Genomic DNA, 21,828 nt, shown 5'->3' with positions numbered 1-21,828 from the left:
TGTGCTGCGGCAAGTTAATGCAGGTCGGCGCGCGGCGCCGGACACTGCGCAGCTTCCCGGTCCTGCATGGAGGCTGTGATAAGACATGGACACTCTATCTAGCGGTTGTAAAAATTGCTGGCCAGGTACTCGCGCCGCACATGCATGGCGATCACCGAGACAATGGCCGAGGCCGGCAGCGCCAGCAGCACGCCGACGAAGCCGAACAGCTGGCCAAAGGCCAGCAGGGCGAAAATCACGACCAGCGGATGCAGGCCGATACGCTCGCCCACCAGCTTGGGCGTGAGGATGAAGCTTTCCAGCACCTGCCCCACGCCATAAATCAAGGCCACCCACAGCAGGCCGATGGCACCATCGAACTGCAGGATCGCCGCCAGGATCGCCAGCACCAGCCCCAGGCCGAAACCGACGTAGGGGATGAATACCAGCAAGCCGGTCAACACGCCCACCGGCAGCGCGCTGTCGAAGCCTGCCACCGTGAGCGCAACCGAATAATAGACTGCCAGCACCAGCATCACCAGCAATTGTCCGCGCAGATACTGTCCCAGCAGGCCATCGACCTCGGCGGCCATGGTATTGACGCGACCGGCCCAGCGGCGCGGAATCATGATCTGCACCCGCTTGAGGAAGGGATGCCAGTCCTGCAACAGGTAGAACAACACCATCGGCACGAACAGCAGGTTGGCCAGCCACGCCAGCAACGCCGTGCCGCCCACCCGGGCCGAGGCCAGCACCGAACTCCACAGCTCGTCGCCGCTGGTGCTGATCTGCTGCGTGAGCAGGGCCTTGATGCCGGCCATGTCCAGACGCACGTCGATGCCCAGCTGGTGCAGCCGCGGCGAGAGGAAGGCGTTCAGCTTGTCCAGCAGCGGCGGCACCTGGGCCTGCAGCAACGGGATCTGGCGCAGCACCAGCGGCACCACGATCAGCACCAGCGCCAGGCCGGCCAGGATCAGCAGCAGCACCATGATGGTCACGCCCACGAAGCGCGGCACCCGCACCGGGCCCAGCCGGCGGCTGGCGATCCAGTCCACGCCCGGGTTGAGTGCATAGCCGAGGATGCCGGCAGCGACGAAAGGGGACAGCATCGGCCCCAGCGCCACCAGCAGGGACAATAGCAAAATGCCGACAATCAGCCACGCCAGGTTTTGTTTTTGCTCTTCGGACAAAGAAAAAGGCATGGATTCGGAGTTCGGGAGTGTCGGTTTTGTTAAAATCACGCTTTGGCAGGGCATTCTCCACCCTGAATCCCCTATTTTACCGTCTTCACTGGCAATATTTCATCATGACTTCACCTTCCAATGTCTCCCTCTCCTACCGTGACGCTGGCGTCGATATCGATGCCGGTGACGCCCTGGTCGAAGCGATCAAGCCTTTCGCCAAGCGCACCACCCGCGAAGGCGTGCTGGGCGGCATTGGCGGTTTCGGTGCGCTCTTCGAGATCAGCAAGAAGTTCAAGGAGCCGGTGCTGGTGTCCGGGACCGACGGCGTGGGTACCAAGCTGAAGCTGGCCTTCCACCTGAATCGTCACGATACGGTCGGTATCGACCTGGTGGCCATGAGCGTCAACGACATCCTGGTGCAGGGCGCCGAGCCGCTGTTCTTCTTGGATTACTTTGCCTGCGGCAAGCTGGACGTGCCTTCGGCCACCGATGTGATCAAGGGTATCGCCGCCGGTTGCGAACAGGCTGGTTGCGCCCTGATCGGTGGTGAAACCGCTGAAATGCCCAGCATGTACCCGGATGGTGAATACGACCTGGCCGGCTTTGCCGTCGGCGCGGTGGAAAAATCCAAGATCATCGACGGCACCAAGATCGCTCCGGGCGACGTGGTGCTGGGCCTGGCTTCCTCGGGCGCGCACTCCAACGGCTATTCGCTGGTGCGCAAGATCCTGGACGTGGCCAAGCCGGACCTGGAAACCGACTTCCACGGCCGCAAGCTGGCCGACGTGCTGATGGCCCCGACCCGCATCTACGTCAAGCCCCTGCTGTCGCTGATGGAAAAGCTGGAAGTCAAGGGCATGGTCCACATCACCGGTGGCGGCCTGGTCGAGAACATCCCGCGCGTACTGCAGGACCGCCTGACCGCCGAACTGGATGCCAAGTCCTGGACCATGCCGCCGCTGTTCACCTGGCTGCAGCAGCATGGGGGCGTGGCCGATGCAGAAATGCACCGCGTCTTCAACTGCGGCATCGGCATGACCGTGATCGTCTCCAAGGAAAACGCGGACGCCGCCGAAGCCCACCTGAAGGCTGCGGGCGAGACCGTCTACCGCATCGGTACCATCCGCGCCCGCGCCGAGGGTGAAGCGCAGACCATCGTGCGTTGAATGGTGTGATCGCTGACCGATGTAATCAATCAGCGATATAAATCGTTTTAACGATTTATAAAGACAAAAGGCTGCATTCATTGAATTGAATGCAGCCTTTTCTATGTCGGCCATTCCAGGCAGTAGAGGTGATCCGCGAGAAGCCCGAACTAGGCTCGCCCTTGAAACAACTTCACCCGTTCGGACTGAGTAGGCCCACAGGGCCGTATCGAAGGCGCTCCGGCCAATATACGGCAGCCTGTTGCGACAATCCGGGGCGCGCCTTCGATACGCGGCAACGCCGCTACTCAGGACGAACGGTAGTCAGCAATCCGGCAACAGCCGAGTGTTCGTCGTGTTTCAAGAAACACGAGAACAGGTTTCTTCAAGGAAATTCGGAGGCGTACCCTCAGCCCGCCTGTCCCACATCCCCATCCTGCTCCGCCAGGATCTGTCGCGGCCCCGTCTGTACGCCGCGCGCCATGCCATTGGGCGGCGGCACGCGCACCGGTTCGCTGATGTCGGAGGCGGTCGAGAGGACATTGAGCGTGTCTTCCGGCAGGGCATCCCAGACCGGGTCGTCGATGGCCTCGAAGACGCGTCGCAACTGCGAACCCCAGCTGCGGCGGATCATCTGGAAATACTGGTTCTGCTCGTCGATGGTGACGAAACGGGTCACGGCCAGGTCTTCGCTCTCATAGACCAGCAGATCCAGCGGCAGGCCCACCGAGATGTTGGACTTCAGCGTGGAATCCATGGAGATCAACGCACACTTGGCGGCTTCGTCCAGCGAGGTCTGCGGAGTCACCACGCGATCGATGATGGGCTTGCCGTACTTGGATTCACCGATCTGGAAATAGGTGTTCTCGTCGTGCGACTCGATGAAGTTGCCGGCCGAGTACATCTGGAACAGGCGGCAGCGCTCGCCGCGGATCTGGCCGCCGAAGATGATGCTGACGTTGAAGTCGATGCCGAACTTGTTGAGCTCGGCCGCTTCGCGGTCATGCACGGCGCGGATGGCGTCGCCCAGGATCTGGGCTGCTTCGTACATGGAGGTCGCAGTCCAGATGCTGCGGCCCTCGGCATTGGTGCGCTCGGTCAGCATCTGGCGGATGGATTGCGAAATCGACAGGTTGCCGGCGGTCATCAAGACCATGACGCGGTCGCCCGGATTCTCGTAAACACTCATCTTGCGGAAGGTGCCGATATGATCGACACCCGCATTGGTACGAGAATCGGACAGGAACACCAGGCCGCTGTTGAGGCGCATGGCTACGCAGTAGGTCATGATGGAATCTTGGTACTTGGAAACGTAAAGCCGGATTTTACCGTAAGGCCCGGCGCCAGAGCTTGCGCACCGGGGGCATCTGTCGTGACGTACCTACAGTAACGGCCTGTTTCCGGAAAAGATGACAGCGGCTGTGCTCCTTTCTCATGCTGCAGAGCACAGCCGGGACCACTTACGCTGCCAAAGGAACAAGAAAATCGCGGCTGATGCGATTGCCCAGCTCGAAGATGCGTTCCAGGAATTCGGTCAGGGTGTCGTGCAGACCGGCTTCCAGGATTTCCTCGATGCGGGCGAACTTCAGGTCGGCATGGAGCTTGCCGGCGAAGCGCTCGGTGTCGGCCGAGACATCGTTGCGCACATGGTGCAGGTTGGAGATCACATTGCCCATGCAGGCCAGCAGCGAGCGCGGCATGTCGGCGCGCAGGATCAGCAGTTCGGCCACGCGCTCGGGGGTGATGACGTCGCGATAGACCTTGCGGTAGATCTCGAAGCCGGACACCGAACGCAGGATCGCGGCCCAGTAGTAGAAGTCCAGTTGCCCGGCTTCGTCGCGTGCGGCCTGGCTCTGTGATTGGGACTGCGATTGGGATTGCGATTGGCCGTTCTGCTTCTGCGACTGCGCTTCCTTGGCGCCGTGGAACTTGACGTCGATGATGCGCGCGGTGTTGTCGGCACGTTCCAGGAAGGTCCCCAGGCGGATGAAGTGGAAGGCCTCATCCTCCAGCATGGTGCCGATGGTCACGCCCCGTGAAAGGTGCGAGCGATGCTTGACCCACTCGAAGAAATCGCTGGGGTTCTGCTCCAGCGCATTGGTCTGCAGGTAGGACTGCATCTTGATCCAGGTGGCGTTCTGGATTTCCCAGGCTTCCGTGGTCAGCGCGCCGCGCACGGCACGCGCATTCTCGCGGGCCTGGCGTAGGCAGGAGGCGATCGACGACGGGTTGTTGGGATCGCGCACCATGAAGTCGATGACGTCCTTCTGCGTGAGCTTGTCGTATTTCTGGTTGTAGCCGTAGAGCAGTTCCGAGATGCCCAACACGGCGCGCCAGCCCTGCTCGGCGTCGTCGGTCGATTGCGGCAGCAGCGCGGTCTGTACATGCACATCGAGCATGCGGGCGGTGTTCTCGGCGCGCTCGGTGTAGCGGGCCATCCAGAAGAGGTGATCGGCGGTGCGGCTCAACATCGTTATTTCTCCAGAATCCAGGTGTCCTTGGTGCCGCCGCCCTGCGACGAGTTCACCACCAGCGAGCCTTCCTTCAAGGCCACGCGCGTCAAGCCGCCCTTGACCATCGTGATCTGCTTGCCCGACAGCACGAACGGGCGCAGGTCCAGGTGGCGCGGCGCGATGCCGGACTCCACATAGGTCGGGCAGACGGAGAGGGCCAGCGTGGGCTGGGCGATGTAGCCGTCAGGCTTGGCGATGATGCGGGCGCGGAAGTCCTCGATCTCCTGCCTGGTCGAGGCCGGGCCGACCAGCATGCCGTAGCCGCCGGCGCCGTGGACTTCCTTGACCACCAGCTTTTCCAGGTTGGCCAGCGTGTAGGAGAGGTCCTCCTTCTTGCGGCACTGGTAGGTGGGCACGTTGTTGAGGATGGGTTCTTCGGAAAGGTAGAAACGCACCATGTCCGGCACGTAGGGATAGATCGACTTGTCGTCGGCCACGCCGGTACCGATGGCATTGGTCAATGTGACCTTGCCGGCGCGATAGGCCTGCAGCAGTCCCGGTACGCCCAGCGCCGAATCGGGACGGAAGGCCAGCGGATCGAGGAAGTCGTCGTCGATGCGGCGGTAGATCACGTCGACCCGCTTGGGGCCGCGCGTGGTGCGCATGTAGACCACGTTGTCCTTGACGAACAGGTCCTGGCCTTCGACCAGTTCCACGCCCATCTGCTGGGCCAGGAAGGCATGCTCGAAGTAGGCCGAGTTGTACATGCCCGGTGTCATCACCACCACCGTCGGATCGGTCACGCCGGCAGGGGCCACCGAGCGCAGATTGTCCAGCAGCAGGTCGGGATAGTGATCGACCGGCGCGATCTTGTGGCGCTTGAAGAGATCGGGGAAGAGCCGCATCATCATCTTGCGGTTTTCCAGCATGTAGGACACGCCGGAAGGCACGCGCAGATTGTCTTCCAGCACGTAGAACTCACCCTCGCCGGCGCGCACGATGTCGACCCCGGCGATGTGTGCGTAGATGTCGTTGACCACGTTCACATCCTGCATCTCGCGCCGGTACTGGGCGTTCTGGAAGATCTGCTCGGGCGGGATGATGCCGGCCTTGACGATCTTCTGCTCGTGGTAGATGTCGTGGATGAACATGTTGAGCGCCTTGACGCGCTGAACCAGCCCGGCTTCCAGCTTGGCCCATTCGGCCTTGTGGATGATGCGCGGGATGATGTCGAAGGGGATCAGGCGTTCGGTGCCGGCATCGTTTCCATAGACGGCGAAGGTAATACCGACGCGGCGGAAGATCAGGTCGGATTCGGCACGTTTGCGGGCGATGATTTCCGGCGATTGCGCGGAAAGCCAGCTGGCGAATTCTGCATAGTGCTGACGCACTTCACGATCTTCGCTGCCGGAGCCTCCTGAATACATCTCATCAAAAAAATGTGCCATAGGTTTGCTTCGCGTTCCCGTGGGGAGCGGGAATCTTTCTAAGTAGGTTGTAACGAAAACAGAGGCGGTAGGTACGGCAAAACACCAGCGGGATTGCAGCGTGAAGCAATGACCCTAGGGGACTGCAGCGGCACGCCAGAGGGGGCGTGCACGAAGAAAGACTAACAGAGCCCTGAAATTTTTGACAGTGGAAAATTGCACGCTTTTGCTCCTCTCATGCGCGGGCCTGCAGCCATGTCCTGCAGACCCGCATTGGCTTCAGTTGTTCCATGGAGTGGGTGCGGGTACCTCGCAGGGCGCCGGCATGTCGATGGTCTTGAAGTCGGCCGGACTGACGATTTCCAGGTACTCCATGTCCGGTGAATAGTCGAACAGGAAGTGCACGATGCCCGGTCGCTGGTGCACGCAGTCGCCGGCCTTGACCAGCGTGACCTCGGTGTCGTACATGAAGCGCGCCCAGCCCTTGAGCATGATGACGATGTGGAAGTTGGCCTCGTGCCGATGCCATCCGGTGCCAGTCTCGGGCGCCATGTTGGCCTTGACCAGCTGCGCTACCACCTGGCCGCCGGTGGCTGCGGCGATGCCCAGGTCGCGGTAGAGGAAGAAGTCGCGCAGTCCGCCCGTTTCATAGGGCGTGTCGCCCTCGCTCACATGCGAGAAGGTGTTTTGCGCCAGTACGCTTGCATCAGCTACGGTATTCATCACATCCATCCTTTCTGCGGTCTCCCGCAATGGGCCTGCGACAAAAAACGGGCGCGATCCTCTTCAATGCGGCGCCCTAGAATTCCACGTCGAGCTCGTCGATATCCTCCGGCTCCTTCTTGGCGGCGGTGATCCATTCCTGCATCTCCGGCATGGCCATGATGCGCTTGGCATAGGCGGTGCAGACGGGATCGAGTTTGACGTCATAGGTCATGAAGCGCGTGACCACCGGGGCATACATGGCATCGGCCATGGTGCGTTGTTCGCCGAACAGGAAAGGCCCGCCGTACTTGGCCAGGCATTCCTTCCAGATGGTGGTGATGCGCACGATGTCGGCTTCCGCGCGCGACCACACCTTGAAGTTGGGGAAGTGTCCCTTCAGATTCATCGGCAGCGCTGCGCGCAGGGCCGAGAAGCCGGAATGCATTTCGCCGCAGACCGAGCGGCAATGGGCGCGGGCGGCCAGGTCGGAGGGCAGCAGCTTGGCGCCGGGGCGGATTTCGTTGAGATATTCGGCAATGGCCAGCGTATCCCATACCAGTACATCGCCATGGTGGAGGCTGGGTACCAGGATGGAGGAAGACAGGAGCAGGATCTCTGCCCGTGCCGACGGGTCGTCCGGCGGCACGATGTCTTCCTCGAAGGAGAGCCCTGCGAACCTGGCCATGAGCCAGCCGCGCAGGGACCACGAGGAGTAGTTCTTGCTGGTGATGCGCAAAGTCGTCTTAGGCATGTCAGTCCTTTTTCTGTTTTGTGCAGGTTGACTTTGGGCACGCTGCCGCGTGAGCGGCGGTGTCATCTTCATCATCTTGATCAGCCCTTCCTGTCTGCGCGTCAGGAAAGGCACAGGCCGGTCACCGGCATGCGAGGGGATTGCTTGCAAAGCTTGTGCCAGCTCGCGGGAAATGCCCGCCTGCCCGACCGCGGGGTTTCCGTGCGGCCATCAATGCCGGTGCAGGGCCTGGAAAAGCGGTGGGCGGCGGCGTTTGCGGCCCATCGATGGCACGGCAATGGCACGACAATTGCATCCCGTGGTCAGCGAGCGGCAGTCAAGGAAACCAAGAAGAGACACTCCCGAGGGCGGCGTTTTCATGATCAATACCTATCAGCTCTACCAGAACTACGCCGACGCCACCGATCCACTGCGGGCCTGTGCCCGCATGATGGCGCCCATGCTGGGCATGACCTGGCCCGGCGTGCCGGCCCAGCCCTATCTGCGCAAGATGGCGTCGGCCTGCGAGGTCTTTGCGCGCACGCAGCTGACCCATACCCGCCCACCCTTCGCCATCGGCGAGGTGGTCGACGGTGGACGCACAATTGCGGTGCACGAGGAAGAAGTCGCCGGTACGCCCTTCTGTGGCCTGCTGCATTTCCGCAAGGAAACTTCGGCCCATCAACCCAAGGTGCTAGTGGTGGCGCCCATGTCGGGCCACTTCGCCACGCTGCTGCGCGGGACCGTCAAGACCTTGCTGCGCGACCACGACGTCTACATCACCGACTGGCGCAATGCACGCGACATCGCCCTGGAGCATGGTCCTTTCGGCCTGGATGAATACGTTTCCCATGTGATCCAGTTCCTCACCGAGCTGGGGCCGGGCGCCCACCTCCTGGCGGTGTGCCAGCCCACAGTGGCGGCATTGACTGCGGCAGCGGTCATGGCCGAGGAGAACCATCCGGCCCAGCCGCGCACCATGACCCTGATGGCGGGGGCCGCTGGATACCCGGGTCAATCCGACCGCCGTCAATGCGCTGGCCAAGAGCAAGCCCATCGCCTGGTTCGAGAAGAACATGATCAGCACCGTGCCGGCACGCCATGCGGGTGCGGGGCGGCGCGTCTATCCGGGCTTCGTGCAGCTGGGGGCGTTCATGAACATGAACCTGAACCGCCACGTCGACGCCTTCCGCAAGCTCTACCATCATCTGGTCGAGGGCGAGGAGGCGCAGGCGGCGCAGATCAAGGATTTCTACGAAGAGTACTTCGCCATGTCCGACCTGCCGGCCGAGTTCTACCTGGAAACGGTGCGCACGGTCTTCCAGGAACATGCGCTGCCGCTGGGCAAGCTGACCTATCGCGAGCGTGTGGTGGAGCCACGTGTCATTCGCCGCACCGCGCTGTTCACCATCGAAGGCGAGAAGGACGACATCTGCGCCGTCGGCCAGACCGTGGCCGCACAGGAAATGTGCAGCAACATCCGGCCCTATATGCGCATGCACCATGTTCAGACGGCGGTCGGGCATTACGGCGTCTTCAATGGCCGGCGCTGGGAAAACGAAATCTATCCGCGTCTGCGGGATTTCATTAATATGCATCACAGGTGAGCCTTCGGCGCCTGTCCCGTCTTGTTGAAGACCTGGTTTTCCGGATCAGAAATCCAGGTTGTCGCAGGCCGGGCACTTACAGTCTCACTTACACTCACAGCGAGGTCGCCTTCAGGATGTCTTCAGAAAAGTAATCAGGCGGTAAGAAAAACAAGGTATGCATGACGGGGCTCTGCGTCTGTCACTGCATGTCGCCAACAACCAAGCCCTGTGCTTGAACCATTGCTTGTCGTAAAGGAATTCCATGTCGATCCACGTGGCCCTGAACCATGTCACCTCTTACAAGTACGACCGTGCCATCAACCTGGGACCGCAAGTCATCCGCTTGCGTCCCGCTCCGCATAGTCGTACGCGCATCCTGAGCTATTCGCTGCGGGTTTTGCCCGAGCCGCATTTCATCAACTGGCAGCAGGACCCGGAATCAAACTACCTGGCACGCCTGGTGTTCCCGGAGAAGACCACTGAATTCAAGATCGAAGTCGATCTGGTGGCCGAGATGTCGGTCATCAATCCTTTCGATTTCTTCCTTGAGCCGTATGCCGAGCAATTCCCCTTCGAGTACGCCAAGGACTTGCAGAACGAACTGATGCCGTACCGGCAGAAGCTGCCGCTGTCGCCGCTGTTCAAGAAATTCCTGGACAGTGTTCCGCGCGAGAAGGTGGGCAGTGCCAACTTCCTGGTGGCGCTGAACCAGAAGCTGGCTTCGCACATCGGCTACACCATCCGCATGGAACCGGGCGTGCAGACGCCGGAAGAAACGCTGGAACTGCAGTCCGGCTCCTGCCGCGATTCGTCCTGGCTGCTGGTGCAGTTGCTGCGCCACCTGGGGCTGGCGGCGCGCTTCGTCTCCGGCTATCTGATCCAGCTGACGGCCGATCAGAAGTCGCTCGATGGTCCTTCTGGCCCCGAGGCCGATTTCACCGACCTGCACGCCTGGTGCGAGGTCTACCTGCCGGGTGCCGGCTGGGTGGGGCTGGACCCGACCTCGGGCCTGTTTGCCGGCGAAGGGCACATCCCCTTGTCCTGCACGCCGGAGCCGGCATCGGCCGCACCGGTGAGTGGCCTGGTCGATCCCTGCGAAGTGGAGTTCGAACACCTGATGTCGGTCAAGCGCATCTGGGAAGCGCCGCGCGTGACCAAGCCCTATACCGAGGAGCAGTGGGCCGAGATCGAACAGCTGGGGCATGCCATCGACGCCGACCTCCAGGCCAATGACGTGCGCCTGACCATGGGCGGCGAGCCGACCTTCGTCTCGCTGGATCATCCGGACGAGCCGGAATGGAATACCGCCGCCATGGGGCCGACCAAGAAGCCGCTGGCGGCCGAGCTGTACCACCGCATGCGCGACAAGTATGCGGCACAGGGCCTGCCGCACTTCGGCCAGGGCAAGTGGTACCCCGGTGAGCAACTGCCGCGCTGGGCGCTCAATTGCTACTGGCGTCGCGATGGCGAGCCGATCTGGATGAACCCGGCCCTGATCGGTGACGAGACCAAGCCCAACGTGACCGACAAGATCGTCACCAGCCACTTCCTGCACCGCGTGGCGCAGCGACTGAAGGTGGATGGCAAGAACGTCTTCCCCGCTTACGAAGACGTGTTCTACTACATGTGGCGCGAGCGCCGCCTGCCGGGCAATGTCGACCCCTTCGATTCGCGGGTGGATGACAAGCAGGAACGCGAGCGCCTGATGCGCGTCTTCACGCAGGGCCTGCAGAGCGCCGTGGGGCATGTGCTGCCGCTGGCGCGACGCGATGATGGACGCGGCTGGCAGAGCGGGGCGTGGTTCCTGCGCAGCGAGCGCTGCTATCTGTATCCAGGCGATTCGCCGCTGGGTTATCGCATGCCGCTGGATTCGCTGCCGTGGGTCAAGGAAGGGGAATACCCGGCGGTGTATCCGGCCGATCCCGCCCAGAGCTTCCGACCCTTGCCCAGCAATACTGAGATCCGTCGTCAGTTGGGTAGCCCCCAGGAGCCAGGTGGACGCGTTGACAGGGCAAGCAGTATGGGAGCGGCCATCGGCGGGGGCGCTGAGGGCAAGATCGGCACTGCCGGTACCGTCGGTAGGGAAACGACTGCCACCCAGGCGGCGCCGGCCAGCTTCGAGTCGGCCAACTGGATCACCCGCACTGCACTTTGCGCGGAAGTGCGCAATGGCGTGCTCTACCTCTTCATGCCGCCACTGTCGCAACTGGAACATTATCTTGAACTCGTGGCCGCCATCGAGGCCGTGGCCGAGGAACTGAAGCAGCCGGTGCTGCTGGAAGGCTACGAGCCGCCCAATGATCCACGCCTGCGCAAGTTCAGCGTCACCCCCGACCCGGGCGTGATCGAGGTCAACATCCAGCCGGCCAACAACTGGAGCGAACTGGTCGAGCAGACCACGCACCTGTACGACGCTGCCCGCGCCTCGCGTCTGACGACCGAGAAGTTCATGCTGGATGGCCATCACTCCGGCACCGGCGGCGGCAACCACATGGTGCTGGGCGGCATCACCACCAGCGATTCGCCATTCCTGCGCCGGCCGGACCTGTTGCGCAGCCTGATTTCCTACTGGCACAACCATCCCTCGCTGTCCTACCTGTTCTCGGGCATGTTCATCGGTCCGACCTCGCAGGCGCCGCGCATCGACGAAGCGCGCAACGACTCGACGGTGGAAATCGAACTGGCCTTTGCCGAGATGGACAAGCAGGTCGCCAAGGGAGAATGCCCACCCTGGCTGGTGGACCGGCTGTTGCGCAATCTCTTGATCGACGTGACCGGCAATACGCACCGCGCCGAGTTCTGCATCGACAAGATGTATTCCCCCGACAGTGCCACCGGCCGTCTGGGCCTGCTGGAATTGCGCGCCTTCGAGATGCCGCCGCATGCGCGCATGAGCCTGACCCAGCAACTGCTGCTGCGCGGCCTGGTGGCGCGTTTCTGGAAGGACCCGTACAAGCCGGCGCGCCTGGTGCGCTGGGGAACCGAGCTGCATGACCGCTTCCTGTTGCCGCATTTCATCGAACAGGACTTTGCCGATGTGATGGCCGACATGAACGAGGCCGGCTATCCCATGCGCGCCGAGTGGTTCGCGCCGCACATGGAATTCCGTTGCCCCAAGATCGGCGACTATGCCGTCAAGGGCATGCAGATCGAATTGCGCACGGCGCTGGAACCCTGGCACGTACTGGGCGAGGAGAACAGCGGCGGCGGTACCGCGCGCTATGTCGATTCCTCGCTGGAGCGCCTGCAGGTCAAGGTCAGCGGCATGGCCTCGGATCGCTACGTGCTGACCTGCAATGGTGTCTCGGTGCCGTTGCAGCCCACCGGCACGGTCGGACAGTTCGTCTCGGGCATACGTTACCGCGCCTGGCAGCCGCCGTCGGCGCTGCACCCGACCATCCCGGTGGATTCACCGCTGACCTTCGATCTGGTCGATACCTGGAACGGCCGCAGCCTGGGCGGTTGCCAGTACCACGTGGTGCATCCGGGCGGACGCAACTACGAGACCTTCCCGGTCAATGCCTTCGAGGCGGAAAGTCGCCGCCTGGCGCGCTACTTCCGCATGAACCATACCCCGGGAAAATTGCGAGTCACCCCGGCGCGGCCGTCTATCGAGTTTCCTTTTACGTTAGACTTACGCTACTTCTAAAACTGAGCCGGGCGCGGCGTCTTGCCGCCTCTGGCGCTGCGCGATGCAGGCCGTCGCGCAGCGCAGCCTGGCCGCCAATGACCTATGCACCAGCGTCTACTGGAGAGCTATTCGGTAGCCAGCGATCGTTTCGACGAGATGCTGGCGGCCGACGGCCGCCTGCGCCCGCACTGGCGAACGCTGATCGACCAGCTTGAAAACCTCTCGCCGGAGATGTTGCGCCGGCGTGCCAACGAGGTGCGTGACGCCATCGCCTCCGATGGCGTGACCTACAACGTCTATGCCGATCCCAAGGGCGCCAATCGCCCATGGGAGCTGGATCTGCTGCCACACCTGGTGTCCTCGGAGGAATGGGATTTCCTGGAGCGCGCCGTAGCGCAGCGGGCGCGGCTGATGAACGGCCTGCTGTCCGACATCTACGGGCCGCAGTCGTTGATCGCCGAGGGTTTGTTGCCGCCGGCGCTGGTGTTCGGTCAGCACGGTTACCTGATGCCCTGCCATGGCTGGCAGCCGCCGGGCGGCGTGCATCTGCATGCCTATGCGATCGACCTGGCACGCTCGGCCGACGGTACCTGGTGGGTGGTCTCGGATCGTACCCAGGGACCGTCCGGCACCGGGTATGCGCTACAGAACCGCCAGATCATGGCGCGTGCCATGCCGGAGGCGCTGCGCGACATGCATGTGGAGTCGCCGCATCGCTACTTCCATACGCTGCGCGCGATGCTGACGCGCCTGGCGCCGTCCGAGGGCGAGGTACCGCTGATCGTGCTGCTGACCCCCGGCCCTTACAACGAAACCTATTCCGAACATGCCTTCCTGGCGCATACGCTGGGCTTCCCGCTGGTGGAAGGGGTGGACCTGACGGTGCGTGGCGAGCAGGTGTTCCTGAAGACCCTGAATGGCCTTCGTCGCGTGCATGCCATCCTGCGCCGCATGGACGACGACTACTGCGATCCGCTGGAGTTGCGCGCCGATTCGGCGTTGGGCGTACCGGGGCTGACGCAGGCGGCGCGCCTGGGCAATGTGGTGATCGCCAATTCGCTGGGCAGCGGCGTGCTGGAGTCGACCGCGCTGCACGGTTTCCTGCCGGCGATCAACGAGCGGCTGTTTGGCGAGCCGCTGATGCTGCCTTCGGTGGCGTCGTGGTGGTGCGGTGAAAAACCTGCGCTGGATTACACACTGGCGCATCTCGATGATCTGGTGATCGTGCCAGCGTTTTCCTCGATGCGCATGCAGCCGGTGTTCGGCCATGCCCTTACCGGCACGGCGCGCCGGCGCCTGATCGAAAGCCTGCAACTGCAGCCGCACGCCTATGCGGCGCAGGAATGGGTGCGCCTGTCGCAGGCACCGGTGATGTCGCGCAGCGGTGACTATCGCCTGATGAACCGCACCATCAGCCTGCGCGTGTTCGCAGTGGCCGATGGCGAAGGCGGCTACCAGGTGATGCCGGGCGGCCTGACCCGGGTGGCGCCGCGCCAGCGGCGGGATGTGGTGTCGATGCAGCAGGGGGGCACCAGCAAGGATGTGTGGGTGTTGCGCGAGGCGGAGCAGTGGGCGCCGAGTGCTGTGGAGGTCGTTCAGGGTGTCAACAACGTCACCGTCATCAAGGGCACGGTCGATGTGTCGTCGCACTCTGGTGAAAACCTGTTCTGGATGGGGCGGTATTCGGAGCGGGTGAAGAACCTCTCGCGCCTGTTGCGGACCACGCTGGAATACACCCTCGATGGCCAGAGCGAAAGCCGGGGCATGCTGGGTAGCGTCTCGTGGATCTGCAGCCAGCTCGGCGTGCAGATGCCCAAGTCGGAACCACGACCGACCATCACCGGCCTGCAGCAGAGCCTGCAGGCGGCGGTGATCGACCCGTCGGTGCCGGTCAGCGTGGCCACGCAATTGCGACAGCTGGCCAATGCCGCCTATCAGGTGCGGGAACATCTTTCGCTGGACAACTGGCATGCGCTGACCAAGATGCCGGCCATGGTGCAGGAACGCATCCATACCCCGGCTGCGGCCCAGCATGTGCTGGGCAATGTGATCGATGCCTGTTCCGGACTGGCCGGGCATGCGCTGGACGACATGACGCGCGATGCCGGCTGGCAGTTCCTGATGGTGGGCCGTCACATCGAGCGCATGGCCAACATGGCCGCGCTGTTCGACAACTTCCTGCGGTTGCCGCCGCAGCGCCAGACGGCGGCGCTGTCGTGGCTGCTGGAGGCGGCCAGCAGTATCGTGACCTATCGGGTGCGCTATCGCCGCACGCCGGAATGGCTGCCGGTGTTGCACCTGCTGGTGTTCGATGTCAGCAATCCGCATGGCATGGCCTACCAGTTCCGCATGCTGCAGCAATACATCAGCGATATCGCCCAGCAGCTCGGCCTGCTCAGCATGAGCATCCCGACGCACCTGTCCAGCCAGCTGGAGGCGATGAACCTGAACGAATTCGCCCACGATCATCCCAACATGGAGCAAGCCAATGCACGCCTGGTGCAACTGATGCGCGATGCCGTCAGCGGCGGCTACATGCTCTCCGATGACCTGTCGCGTCATTACTTCACGCCGCTGACCGCACCGGTCAGCCAGGGGGTCTGAGATGAGTGCGGACAGCCAGCGCGTGGTCTATCGCATCCACCACCAGACCCATTACGGCTATGCGCTACCGGTACGCCTGTCGCATCAGGTGCTGCACCTGACACCACGCGAACTGCCCTGGCAGCAGTGCCTGTCGCATACCGTCAACGTGCTGCCGGCACCGCAGCTGGTGCGCAGCTATGCGGACAATTTCGGCAATATCATCAAGGCCTTTTCCCTCGATACGGACCACACCAGCCTGGATGTGCAGGCCGATTCCTGGGTCGCCTTGACACCCCGTGGCCAGCCGCAGGAGAGCATGGCCTGGGACGAGGCGGCGATGTTGATGGCCTATCACGGCGGGCGGATGATGGCGCCGGGGATGCTGGACGCATCCAATTTCCTGTTCGAATCCTCGCACGTGCGCATCAAGCGTGAATTCATCCGGTATGCGGCTGAGTGCTTCGTGCCGGGTGTGTCGGTGGTGGAGGGGGTACGTGCGCTGATGATGCGTATCCACGAAGAGTTCGCGTTCGATCCGACTGCTACCACTGTCTCCACTCCGGTGACTGAGGTCTTCGTCAACCGGCGCGGGGTCTGCCAGGACTTTGCGCACCTGATGCTGTCCTGTCTGCGCTCCATCGGTCTGGCGGCGCGCTATGTCAGCGGCTATCTGCTGACCGAGCCGCCACCGGGGCAGCCACGCCTGATCGGCGCCGATGCTTCGCATGCCTGGGTGTCGGTGTATTGCCCCGACCCTGCAGGGGGCGAGGGCAGCTGGGTCGATGCCGATCCGACCAATGGCGTCTTCCCCGATACCAGCCATATCACGCTGGGCTGGGGCCGCGATTTCCTGGATATCTCGCCGCTGCGTGGTGTCCTCATCGGCGGCGGCCAGCAGACCATGCAGGTGGCGGTCACCGTCATGCCGGGCGAAGAGGCGCGAGGGCTGCAGCTGTCGATCTGAGGTGGTGCTCTGTGCTCAGGGCGTGCGGATATGGTCGATCAGCGCAATGGTGGCCTCATCCGGTGGCGGCGTGAGCAGGCTGACGATGACCATGGCCGCCATCCCCACCGGCACGCCGAAGATGCCCGCCGAGATCGGTGCGATGTGGAACCACTGTCCCGCTGCACTGCCGCCGAATGACGGGTTGGTGTGCAGCATGTAGTACACGCACATCAGGAAGCCGCACACGATGCCGGCAATCGCGCCGGCCTGGTTGGCGCGTTTCCAGAACACCCCCAATACCAGTGCCGGGAACAGCGTCGAGGCGGCCAGCGAAAACGCTGCGCCCACCATCGACAGGATATCGCCCGGCTTGAGCGAGGCCGCGTAGGCCGCCAGCAGCGCCACCACCAGCAACAGCAGTTTGGAAATGGTCACCCGCTTCTGGGTCGACGCACTGGGGTCGACCACCTTGTAATAGACATCGTGCGAGAGCGCATTGGAGATGGTCAGCAACAGGCCGTCGGCGGTCGACAGCGCCGCCGCCAGGCCACCTGCAGCCACCAGGCCGGAGACGAAATAGGGCAGGCCGGCGATCTCGGGCATGGCCAGCACGATGATGTCGCCATCCATCGAAATCTCGCCCAGTTGCACCAGCCCGTCGCGGTTCAGGTCATTGATGGAGAGCAGCGGATTGAGCTTGTCCATGTTGCCCCAGTAATAGACCCAGTCCGGCAGGTGGCTGTAGCTGCTGCCCACCAGCGAGGTATAGATGTCGTACTTCACCAGCACCGTCAGGGCCGGCACGGTGAGGTAGATCAGCATGATGAAGAACAGGGTCCAGAAGACCGAACTGCGCGCGCCGGCCACGGTGGGCGTGGTGTAGTAGCGCATGAGGATGTGCGGTAGCGCCGCCGTGCCGAGCATCAGGCAGAACACCAGCGCCAGGAAATTGTTGCGCTTGATGTCGGAACTCTGTTTGTCGCGCCCGGGGAAGGGCTCGGTCTGCGAGACCGGCGGTTGCGCCCTGGCCAGGTTGGCGGCGCGGGCTTCGGTCCATTTGCGTTCGGCTTCCTCGGGCGACTTTGGGTAGGCCGACAGCGTGCGACTGGCGGCCTTGATGTCGGCCAGGGACGCGTGCACATCACGGCGGATCTGGTCGGCCTGGTTCTGCGCTTCCACCCGGCCATCGAGCCAGGATTGCGGCAGGTTGCGCAGCCGCCGTTCGTAGTCGTCGGCGCGGGCCTGGAAGATCTGGCGGACTTCCTTTTCCTTGGGATCGTCTTCCAGCTTGTGTTCCATGGCGCTGAGCTTGGGCAGCACCGCGCCGTAGGCCACCGGCGGCACCGGCACCGTTGCGTGCTTGGCGGAAAGCCAGATCACCGGGATCAGGTAGGCGAACAGGATGATGATGTATTGCGCCACCTGGGTCCAGGTGATGGCACGCATGCCGCCCAGAAAGGAGCACACCAGGATGCTGGCCAGCCCGAGGAATATGCCGATGGAAAAATCGATGCCGGTGAAGCGCGACGTGATCAGGCCCACGCCATAGATCTGCGCCACCACATAGGTAAAGGAGATGAGGATGGTGGCCGCCACCGCGAGGATGCGGATGAAGTTGACGCCATGGCTGCCGGCGCGGCCGGGATAGCGGGCAGCGAGGAAGTCGGCGATGGTGTATTGGCCGAACTTGCGCAGGTAGGGCGCAATCAGCAGCGCCACCAGGCAATAGCCCCCGGTCCAGCCGAGGATGTAGGCCAGGCCGTCGAAGCCCTGCAGGTAGAGGCCACCGGCCAGGCTGATGAAGGTGGCGGCCGAGATCCAGTCGGCGGCGGTGGCCATGCCATTGAAGAGCGGCGGCACGCGCCGTCCGGCCACATAGTATTCGGGCACGTCGGAGGTGCGGCAGACCACGCCGATGCCGGCATACAGACCGATGGTGACGAACAGGAACAGGTAGCCGATCCAGGAACGTGGCATGCCTTCGCGTTCCAGGATGGCCAGCACGCACAGGAAGGCGATGAAGCCCAGTGTGTAGAAACCGTAGTAGCGGCATAGGCGCCGGAAGAAGTCCTTGTTACTCTCCATGCCAGGGCTCGCCTTGTTCACGTCTGACCAGTTGTTCGATGCGCCGCATGCGCCGTACGTAGATGACGACGATGGCCAGGTAGATCAGCATCATGCCCTGCGCCGCCATGTAGAAGGAGATCGGCCAGCCGAACAGGTGTACCTGGTCCAGTTCGCGGGCGAAGTAGATGAAGAAGAACGTGGCCAGGAACCACAGCGCCAGCAGCCATCCGGTCATGCGGCGCGTGCGGTGCCATTGGTTGCCGGGGTCGAGGGGAGGGGAGCCGTGGTCCATGTCAGGTGATGTCGTCGAGGAAAGGCGTATTGGGCATCATGCGAAAGCTCACGCGGAACAGGCTGCCCGGTTGTTTGGGATCGGTGCTGCGCGGGTTGTGGGTGATCTCGACGGCGGCATCGTGCTGCTGGGCGATCTCGCGCACGATGGCCAGACCCAGGCCGCTGCCGGTGCTGGGTGTGCCGAGGATGCGATAGAAGCGCTCGAACACGTTGGCGCGCTCGGCGGCGGGGATGCCGGGGCCGTTGTCTTCCACTTCCAGGATGGCCAGGCCGCCCCCTTCGTCGGTGCGGGCGCGCACGGTGACGCGGCCGCTGCCGTCATGCGGCGTGTAATGCAGGGCATTGTCCAGCAGGTTGGACAAGAGCTCGCGCAGCATGATGGCGTTGCCGGTGATCATGATGGGATGGTTGGGCTGCTCGAAACCCAGGTCGATGCGCTGGGTGAAGGACATCGGCACCCACTCCTGCACCACGCTGCGGGCCAGTTCGTTCAATTCCAGTGCGGCCATGCCGCCGGACTGCGATTGCTGGTTCTCGGCGCGGGCCAGCGACAGCAGCTGGTTGACCAGGCGGGTGGCGGTTTCCGAACTCTTGGCCAGTTGTTCCAGCGAGCGGCGCACGTCCACCTGATCATCCTGGCGCAGGGCCAGTTCGGATTGCATGCGCATGCCGGCCAGCGGGGTCTTCATCTGATGGGCGGCGTCGGCGATGAAGCGCTTCTGGATGGCGATGGTCTGCGACAGGCGCGCCAGCATGTCGTTGAGCGACCGGACCAGGGGCGAGATTTCCTCGGGTACCTGGCCGGAGTCGATGGGTGAAAGGTCATCCGGCCGGCGCGCGCGGATGCGCTGCTGCAATTCGGACAGAGGCGACAGGCCACGCGAGAGTGCGAACCACACCAGCGCCAGTGCGACCGGCAGGATCACGAACTGCGGCAGGATCACGCCCTTGATGATTTCGTTGGCCAGCTGGGCGCGCTTTTCCAGGGTCTCGCCGACCTGGACCGTGGCCAGTCGCGGCTCGCGCTGCGCGGCGCGCTGGGCCGGACTACGACGCAGGTCCACCTGCAGCATGGCGATGCGTACGTCGCTGCCGTGCAGGATGTCGTTACGGAACTGCACGGTGCCGATGGTGCTGCGATCTTCTTCGGCCGGCGGCTGCGGCATGTCGACGTCGCCTTCCACATATTCGCCGTTGGGGCCGGTGACCTTGTAGTAGATGTTGTCGATGTCGTCGGCGCGCAGCAGGTCGCGGGCCGAGACCGGCAGGCGCGCGACCACCTTGCCATTGACTTCGGAGACCTGCTGGGCGAGTACGGTGACACTGTCTTCCAGGGCGCGGTCGAAGGGATGGTTGGCGATCGATTGGGCGATCAGGTAAGTGATGGCGATGCTCATCGGCCACAGCAGCAGCAGCGGGGCCAGCATCCAGTCGAGGATTTCACCGAACAGCGAGCGCTGGATGCGCTCCACCGGTTGCGTGGCGAGGGCGGCGCGCCGCTTCTTGCGGGGTGTCTGGCCGGGCTGGGCTTCGGGGTGCGTCTGCGGCTCGGGCGTGGGGGACGCTGCGGAAGAGGGATCACGCGCTGTCATGACGGATCAGCGCAGGCGCGCGTGCGATGTGTGAGGGGGAGGGCGCCGGCTCAGGCCACGCTGTTGGATGCCACCAGTGGTGCGGTACCGGCTTCGGGGAGTTTTTCCAGGCAATAGCCCAGCCCGCGCACGGTAGCGATACGCACGCCGCCGACCTCGATTTTCTTGCGCAGACGATGGACATAGACCTCGATGGCATTGTTGCTGACTTCCTCTCCCCATTCGCACAGGTGGTCCACCAGTTGCTCCTTGGAGACCAGGCGACCCGTGCGTTGCAATAATACTTCCAGAAGTCCCAGTTCCCGCGCCGATAATTCCAGCATCTGCTCACCGATATAGGCGATGCGACCGACCTGGTCGAAGGACAGCGGGCCGTGCTTGATCACGGTGGGGCCGCCACCGGCGCCGCGCCGGGTCAGGGCACGCACCCGGGCCTCCAGCTCCGACAGGGCAAAGGGCTTGGCCATATAGTCGTCTGCGCCCAGGTCCAGGCCCTGCACACGTTGCTCGACGGAATCGGCGGCTGTCAGGATCAGCACCGGCAGGCGCGAATTGCGCGCGCGCAGGCGGCGCAACACTTCCAGGCCGGACATCTTGGGCAGGCCCAGGTCCAGGATCAGCAGATCGAAGTCCTGGGTCGACAGGGCCGAATCGGCTTCCACGCCATTCTTGACACAATCGGCGGCATAGCCGGAATGGCGCAGGGACCGGGTCAGACCGTCGGCCAGTACGCTGTCGTCTTCAGCAAGGAGGATGCGCATAGGAATCGGTCAGCGAGTCGGACTCGGCTGATTTGTCTCGGATGGTTGAATTGTTATGGTAATTTTCCTTCATATTCCACTAATTCAATTGCCAATGCAAATCAGGGAAATCCTGATAAACCGGGCAGCTTGATGCGCCGATCGCATGAAATGTAACAATTCCGGGATAGCGCATTGAACTATGACGCTTTGGCCTTATAGTATCGAGGCCGGCAACATTTACTTGCTGCCAGCGCAATTTTTGTTGATATAATTTCTCGCATCATTTGCTGGAAAATCTGATGAAACGTTTGTGGGTGCTTCTGCTGATCTGTCTGTTACCGGTGCAAGTTTTTGCAGCGGTGCTGACGTACGCCAGCTCGATGGCCGCAACCGATTTCTCCGTCCCGGTTCCGACCCACGCCACCGTGGCGGTGCAGCATCTTGCTGCCAAGACCGTTTCCCTGGCTGACCATGCCGCTACCGACGACCAGTCGCACGCCGTGGTGGCCGACGCCGCCGTCAATGACGATGACGGTGCCGGTTATGCCGACAGCGGTGAAGATTTTTCCACGCACGCGGGCATCGGCGACGAACCCGTGCTGATCCAGTCGCTGGCCGTCGTGCCGCAAACTTCCCGTCTGGCGCCCGCTCTGCGTAGCGATGCCGCCATGCAACCTCCCTTCCTGCCCCGCGCAGGACGTCCTCCCCGGGCCTGATCCCGTCGCCTAGCGCGACTGTCCTGCCGCGCCCGCGGAAT

Annotated in this window: 15 protein-coding genes and 1 pseudogene; 6 read left to right on the top strand and 10 right to left on the bottom strand. The window is 63.0% G+C overall.

The window, feature by feature from the left end; genetic code table 11:
• Window positions 1-98: 98 nt before the first annotated feature.
• Entirely contained in the window at window positions 99-1,181 is a 1,083-nt protein-coding gene (locus BTM36_RS18525) for an AI-2E family transporter (RefSeq protein ID WP_077237421.1), read from the bottom strand.
• A gap of 104 nt (window positions 1,182-1,285) precedes the next feature.
• Here BTM36_RS18525 and purM point away from each other — a divergent pair, with 104 nt between their 5' ends.
• Window positions 1,286-2,329 carry a phosphoribosylformylglycinamidine cyclo-ligase gene (purM, locus tag BTM36_RS18520; protein ID WP_077237420.1) on the top strand — a complete coding sequence of 348 codons (1,044 nt, stop codon included), beginning with the start codon at window positions 1,286-1,288 and terminating at the stop codon, window positions 2,327-2,329.
• A gap of 388 nt (window positions 2,330-2,717) precedes the next feature.
• On the opposite strand, the gene BTM36_RS18515 is transcribed toward purM, so the two are convergent.
• The 5 genes from BTM36_RS18515 to BTM36_RS18495 form a co-directional block, all read right to left on the bottom strand.
• Window positions 2,718-3,596 (bottom strand): hypothetical protein, encoded by an 879-nt coding sequence (locus tag BTM36_RS18515; RefSeq protein WP_006461773.1) that lies wholly within the window; start codon window positions 3,594-3,596, stop codon window positions 2,718-2,720.
• A gap of 172 nt (window positions 3,597-3,768) precedes the next feature.
• Window positions 3,769-4,779: an alpha-E domain-containing protein gene (locus tag BTM36_RS18510; protein ID WP_077237419.1), complete on the bottom strand. Its 1,011-nt coding sequence runs from the start codon at window positions 4,777-4,779 to the stop codon at window positions 3,769-3,771.
• Between the two features lie 2 nt (window positions 4,780-4,781).
• The gene (locus BTM36_RS18505; RefSeq protein WP_006461771.1) at window positions 4,782-6,209 is read right to left on the bottom strand and encodes a circularly permuted type 2 ATP-grasp protein; all 1,428 of its coding nucleotides are present in this window, start codon (window positions 6,207-6,209) and stop codon (window positions 4,782-4,784) included.
• Between the two features lie 258 nt (window positions 6,210-6,467).
• Window positions 6,468-6,911, bottom strand: coding sequence for a cupin domain-containing protein (locus BTM36_RS18500; protein WP_006461770.1), 444 nt, complete (start codon window positions 6,909-6,911; stop codon window positions 6,468-6,470).
• Between the two features lie 76 nt (window positions 6,912-6,987).
• Window positions 6,988-7,644 (bottom strand): glutathione S-transferase family protein, encoded by a 657-nt coding sequence (locus BTM36_RS18495; RefSeq protein ID WP_006461769.1) that lies wholly within the window; start codon window positions 7,642-7,644, stop codon window positions 6,988-6,990.
• Window positions 7,645-8,002: 358 nt separating this feature from the next.
• On the opposite strand from BTM36_RS18495, the pseudogene BTM36_RS18490 reads away from it, so the two are divergent.
• The 4 genes and pseudogenes from BTM36_RS18490 to BTM36_RS18475 all read left to right on the top strand — a co-directional run bounded on the left by BTM36_RS18490 (window position 8,003) and on the right by BTM36_RS18475 (window position 16,393).
• Window positions 8,003-9,230: pseudogene (locus BTM36_RS18490) on the top strand (polyhydroxyalkanoate depolymerase).
• A 244-nt stretch (window positions 9,231-9,474) separates the two neighbouring features.
• Complete coding sequence (locus BTM36_RS18485; RefSeq protein WP_077237418.1) at window positions 9,475-12,861, top strand: DUF2126 domain-containing protein; 3,387 nt, start codon at window positions 9,475-9,477, stop codon at window positions 12,859-12,861.
• 84 nt (window positions 12,862-12,945) lie between these two features.
• Window positions 12,946-15,447, top strand: a complete 2,502-nt coding sequence (locus BTM36_RS18480) for a circularly permuted type 2 ATP-grasp protein (protein ID WP_077237417.1) — start codon at window positions 12,946-12,948, stop codon at window positions 15,445-15,447.
• A gap of 1 nt (window position 15,448) precedes the next feature.
• Window positions 15,449-16,393 (top strand): transglutaminase family protein, encoded by a 945-nt coding sequence (locus tag BTM36_RS18475; RefSeq protein WP_006461764.1) that lies wholly within the window; start codon window positions 15,449-15,451, stop codon window positions 16,391-16,393.
• 15 nt (window positions 16,394-16,408) lie between these two features.
• Here the strand turns inward: BTM36_RS18475 and BTM36_RS18470 are convergent, their stop codons facing one another.
• Genes BTM36_RS18470 through BTM36_RS18455 form a run of 4 tightly spaced genes read right to left on the bottom strand, consistent with a single transcriptional unit; the run spans window position 16,409 to window position 21,089 of the window.
• Window positions 16,409-18,460, bottom strand: a complete 2,052-nt coding sequence (locus tag BTM36_RS18470; protein ID WP_006461762.1) for a sodium:solute symporter family protein — start codon at window positions 18,458-18,460, stop codon at window positions 16,409-16,411.
• The gene (locus BTM36_RS18465; protein ID WP_039874156.1) at window positions 18,450-18,734 is read right to left on the bottom strand and encodes a DUF4212 domain-containing protein; all 285 of its coding nucleotides are present in this window, start codon (window positions 18,732-18,734) and stop codon (window positions 18,450-18,452) included. Before BTM36_RS18465 ends, BTM36_RS18470 begins: the two co-directional genes overlap by 11 nt.
• 1 nt (window position 18,735) lies before the next feature.
• Complete coding sequence (locus BTM36_RS18460) at window positions 18,736-20,328, bottom strand: sensor histidine kinase (protein ID WP_077237416.1); 1,593 nt, start codon at window positions 20,326-20,328, stop codon at window positions 18,736-18,738.
• Window positions 20,329-20,378: 50 nt separating this feature from the next.
• Window positions 20,379-21,089 (bottom strand): response regulator transcription factor, encoded by a 711-nt coding sequence (locus tag BTM36_RS18455; RefSeq protein ID WP_006461758.1) that lies wholly within the window; start codon window positions 21,087-21,089, stop codon window positions 20,379-20,381.
• A gap of 281 nt (window positions 21,090-21,370) precedes the next feature.
• On the opposite strand from BTM36_RS18455, the gene BTM36_RS18450 reads away from it, so the two are divergent.
• The gene (locus tag BTM36_RS18450) at window positions 21,371-21,787 is read left to right on the top strand and encodes a hypothetical protein (protein WP_077237415.1); all 417 of its coding nucleotides are present in this window, start codon (window positions 21,371-21,373) and stop codon (window positions 21,785-21,787) included.
• Window positions 21,788-21,828 lie beyond the last annotated feature (41 nt).

The organism is Herbaspirillum sp. VT-16-41, from assembly GCF_001994935.1.
GTDB classification, from domain to species: domain Bacteria; phylum Pseudomonadota; class Gammaproteobacteria; order Burkholderiales; family Burkholderiaceae_D; genus Herbaspirillum; species Herbaspirillum frisingense.
Note: the sequence above shows the minus strand (reverse complement) of the source record. Positions and strands in the feature narration are given on the sequence as shown.

Excerpts from the sequence above, each read along its gene's own strand:
- BTM36_RS18510 (WP_077237419.1), bottom strand. The coding sequence starts at position 4,779 with ATGTTGAGCCGCACCGCCGATCACCTCTTCTGGATGGCCCGCTACACC.
- BTM36_RS18460 (WP_077237416.1), bottom strand. The coding sequence starts at position 20,328 with ATGACAGCGCGTGATCCCTCTTCCGCAGCGTCCCCCACGCCCGAGCCG.
- BTM36_RS18465 (WP_039874156.1), bottom strand. The coding sequence starts at position 18,734 with ATGGACCACGGCTCCCCTCCCCTCGACCCCGGCAACCAATGGCACCGC.
- BTM36_RS18470 (WP_006461762.1), bottom strand. The coding sequence starts at position 18,460 with ATGGAGAGTAACAAGGACTTCTTCCGGCGCCTATGCCGCTACTACGGT.
- BTM36_RS18485 (WP_077237418.1), top strand. The coding sequence starts at position 9,475 with ATGTCGATCCACGTGGCCCTGAACCATGTCACCTCTTACAAGTACGAC.
- BTM36_RS18450 (WP_077237415.1), top strand. The coding sequence starts at position 21,371 with ATGAAACGTTTGTGGGTGCTTCTGCTGATCTGTCTGTTACCGGTGCAA.
- BTM36_RS18525 (WP_077237421.1), bottom strand. The coding sequence starts at position 1,181 with ATGCCTTTTTCTTTGTCCGAAGAGCAAAAACAAAACCTGGCGTGGCTG.
- BTM36_RS18480 (WP_077237417.1), top strand. The coding sequence starts at position 12,946 with ATGCACCAGCGTCTACTGGAGAGCTATTCGGTAGCCAGCGATCGTTTC.
- BTM36_RS18500 (WP_006461770.1), bottom strand. The coding sequence starts at position 6,911 with ATGAATACCGTAGCTGATGCAAGCGTACTGGCGCAAAACACCTTCTCG.
- BTM36_RS18515 (WP_006461773.1), bottom strand. The coding sequence starts at position 3,596 with ATGACCTACTGCGTAGCCATGCGCCTCAACAGCGGCCTGGTGTTCCTG.
- purM (WP_077237420.1), top strand. The coding sequence starts at position 1,286 with ATGACTTCACCTTCCAATGTCTCCCTCTCCTACCGTGACGCTGGCGTC.
- BTM36_RS18495 (WP_006461769.1), bottom strand. The coding sequence starts at position 7,644 with ATGCCTAAGACGACTTTGCGCATCACCAGCAAGAACTACTCCTCGTGG.
- BTM36_RS18505 (WP_006461771.1), bottom strand. The coding sequence starts at position 6,209 with ATGGCACATTTTTTTGATGAGATGTATTCAGGAGGCTCCGGCAGCGAA.
- BTM36_RS18475 (WP_006461764.1), top strand. The coding sequence starts at position 15,449 with ATGAGTGCGGACAGCCAGCGCGTGGTCTATCGCATCCACCACCAGACC.
- BTM36_RS18455 (WP_006461758.1), bottom strand. The coding sequence starts at position 21,089 with ATGCGCATCCTCCTTGCTGAAGACGACAGCGTACTGGCCGACGGTCTG.